Raw genomic sequence first — 3,017 nt, 5'->3', positions numbered from 1 at the left:
TGCGGCCTGGCCTTCAAGGTCTCGGCCGCGCCGTTCCACATGTGGACCCCGGACGTCTATGAGGGCGCGCCCACCCCGGTCGTCGGCTTCTTCGCCGGCGCGCCGAAGCTGGCCGCCATGCTGCTGTTCGCCCGCATTCTCACCGAGGGTTTCGCCGGCGCCGTGGACCAGTGGCGCCAGGTGCTGGTGATCGTGGCCCTGCTGTCCATCGCGGTCGGGGCCTTCGCGGGCCTGGCCCAGAAGAACCTCAAGCGCCTGTGGGCCTATTCCTCGATCGCCAATGTCGGCTACGCCGTGCTGGGCCTCGCCTCCGGCAATGCCGAGGGCGTCCAGGCCATGCTGGTGTTCATGGTGCTCTACATGGTCGACGTGACCGGCTTCTTCGCCTGCCTCTCGGCGCTCAGCCGCGACGGCAAGGCCATGGAGACGATCGATGACATGGCTGGCCTGTTCAAGGAACGCCCGGGCATCGCCCTTGCCATGACCGCCTTCTCGCTGTCGGCGCTGGGCCTGCCGCCGTTCTCCGGCTTCTGGGCCAAGTTCTATGTGTTCAAGGCGGCGATCAACACGCCGGACGTGGCGATCCAGGGCGCGGCCATCGCCGGCCTGGTCGGCTCGGTCGTGGCGGCCTTCTACTATCTGCGCCTGATCAAGGTGATGTGGTTCGACAACGCCGTGGGCCGCACCGACGCGCCGCCGATGGAGGCCAAGACCATCGCCATCTCGGCGGCCCTGTTCACCTTCCCGGTCGTGCTGGGCGCCCTGGTGTTCATCGACCCGTTGGCCAAGGCCGCCGCCGCGGCCTTCGGCCTCGCCTAGGTGCGAATTCCGGCCATCGAGGCCTATGACGAGATCGACTCCACCAACGCCGAGGCGCGCCGTCGCGCCGAGGCGGGGGAGGGCGGCCCGGTCTGGATCACCGCCCTGCGCCAGACCGCCGGTCGCGGTCGGCGCGGTCGGGCCTGGAACACCTCGACCGGCAACCTGGCTGCGACCCAGCTGTTCCTGACGCCGATGAGCCCGGGCGACGCCGCCCAGGTGTCGTTCATCGCCGCCCTTGCTGTCGCCGATCTGGCCGACGCCTGCCTGGGCCCCGACACCGCCCGGCTGAAATGGCCCAATGACCTGATGATCCACGGTCGGAAGGCTTCGGGCATATTGGTGGAGTCCGGCCAGCGCGCCGACGGCCTGCTCTGGGTCGCGGTCGGGATTGGGGTCAATCTGGCTCACCATCCTGTCGATGTGGAACGCCCGGCGACCTCGTTCGCCGACTTCATGTCCGGCCCCCCGCCCCAGCCCCGCGACGCCCTGGAGATCCTGGCCCGCAGCTTCGAGACCTGGCGCAGCCTATGGGAGCGCGAGGGCTTCGCCCCGATTGCGCGCGCCTGGACCGCACGGGCCCACGGCCTGGGCGAGCCCTGCGTGGCCCGCCTGCCCAACCAGACCCATCGCGGGGTGGCCGAGGGCCTCGACCTGGACGGGGCGCTCAGGTTGCGGCTGGACGACGGCGCGGTTCTGCGCATAACCGCCGGCGACGTTTTTTTCGGGGAAGGCTGACATGCTTCTCGCCATCGAACAGGGCAACACCAACACCCTCTTCGCCGTCCATGACGGCGAGACCTGGATCGCCCAGTGGCGCGCCGCCACGGATTCCAGCCGCACGGCCGACGAGTACGCGGTCTGGCTGTTCCAACTGCTGGCCATGGCCGGGCTGAGGTTCGAGGTGCTGGACGCCTGCATCATTTCCAGCGTCGTGCCGCAGTCGATCTTCAACCTGCGCAACCTCGCCCGCCGCTATCTGCACGTGGAACCCCTGGTGATCGGCGAGAACGCCGAGCTGGGCATCGAGGTCCGCATCGACAAGCCGTCCGAGGCCGGCGCGGACCGGCTGGTCAACGCCATCGGCGCCCACGTGGTCTATCCCGGCGCCCTGATCGTGATCGATAGCGGCACGGCCACCACCTTCGACGTGGTGGCGGCCGATGGCGGGTTCGAGGGCGGGGTCATCGCGCCCGGCATCAACCTGTCCATGGAGGCCCTGCACGCGGCCGCCGCCAAGCTGCCCCGGGTGGCGATCCAGAAGCCCCAGCGGGTTTTGGGCAAGGATACTGTAGGCGCCATGCAATCTGGCGTGTTTTGGGGCTATATAGCCCTCATCGAAGGGCTGATCGCCCGTATCAAGGCGGAGTGGGATGGTCCCATGACCGTCGTCGCGACCGGCGGGGTGGCCTCGCTGTTCCACGGCGCGACCCTGGCGATCGATCACTTCGACCCCGATCTTACTATTCGCGGTCTGCTGGAAATCCAGCGGCGCAACAAAATCAAGGCGTAATGGCGAAATCCAACCCAGACGACGAACTCGTGTTCCTGCCGCTCGGCGGTTCGAACGAGATCGGCATGAACTTCAACCTCTATGGCTTCGGTCCGCCGCACGCGCGCAAATGGATCGTCGTCGACCTCGGGGTGACCTTCGGCGATCAGACCACGCCTGGCGTGGAGATCATCCTGCCCGACCCGGAATTCATCGAGGCTCACGCCCATGACATCCTGGGCATCGTGCTGACCCACGCCCATGAGGACCATATCGGGGCCGTGGCCTGGTTGTGGCCGCGCCTGCGCGCGCCGCTCTACGCCACTCCCTTCACCGCCTTCCTGCTGCGCGAGAAGCTGCGGGAAAAGGATTTGGTGGAAGAGGCCGAGATCACCGAGGTGCCGCTCAGCGGCCGCTTCTCGATCGGCCCCTTCGATCTGGAACTGATCACGCTCACCCACTCGATCCCCGAGCCTAACGGCCTGGCGATCCGCACGCCCCTGGGCACCATCCTGCACACCGGCGACTGGAAGATCGATCCTGATCCGGTCCTGGGTTCCGTCACCGACGTCGCCGCCATCGAGCGGCTCGGCGACGAGGGCGTGCTGGCCATGGTCTGCGATTCCACCAATGTGTTCGTCGACGGCGAGGCGGGATCGGAAGCCGATGTGCGCACGGCGCTGGGCGGGCTGATCGGCGGCCTGAC

General features: G+C 67.9%; 4 protein-coding genes. All 4 read left to right on the top strand.

Annotated features, from left to right (window positions below; all coding sequences use genetic code 11):
- A partial coding sequence (locus Q7P21_RS20460) for an NADH-quinone oxidoreductase subunit N (protein ID WP_304180267.1) occupies positions 1-819 on the top strand: 819 nt, incomplete at its 5' end.
- Positions 820-1,557 carry a biotin--[acetyl-CoA-carboxylase] ligase gene (locus Q7P21_RS20455; RefSeq protein WP_304180264.1) on the top strand — a complete coding sequence of 246 codons (738 nt, stop codon included), beginning with the start codon at positions 820-822 and terminating at the stop codon, positions 1,555-1,557.
- Between the two features lies 1 nt (position 1,558).
- Positions 1,559-2,332 carry a type III pantothenate kinase gene (locus Q7P21_RS20450; RefSeq protein ID WP_304180261.1) on the top strand — a complete coding sequence of 258 codons (774 nt, stop codon included), beginning with the start codon at positions 1,559-1,561 and terminating at the stop codon, positions 2,330-2,332.
- A partial coding sequence (locus Q7P21_RS20445; RefSeq protein ID WP_304180259.1) for a ribonuclease J occupies positions 2,332-3,017 on the top strand: 686 nt, incomplete at its 3' end. The genes Q7P21_RS20450 and Q7P21_RS20445, both read left to right, overlap by 1 nt.

The sequence above is a fragment of the Phenylobacterium aquaticum genome, assembly GCF_947378715.1.
Taxonomy (GTDB): Bacteria; Pseudomonadota; Alphaproteobacteria; order Caulobacterales; family Caulobacteraceae; genus Phenylobacterium; species Phenylobacterium aquaticum_A.
Note: the sequence above shows the minus strand (reverse complement) of the source record. Positions and strands in the feature narration are given on the sequence as shown.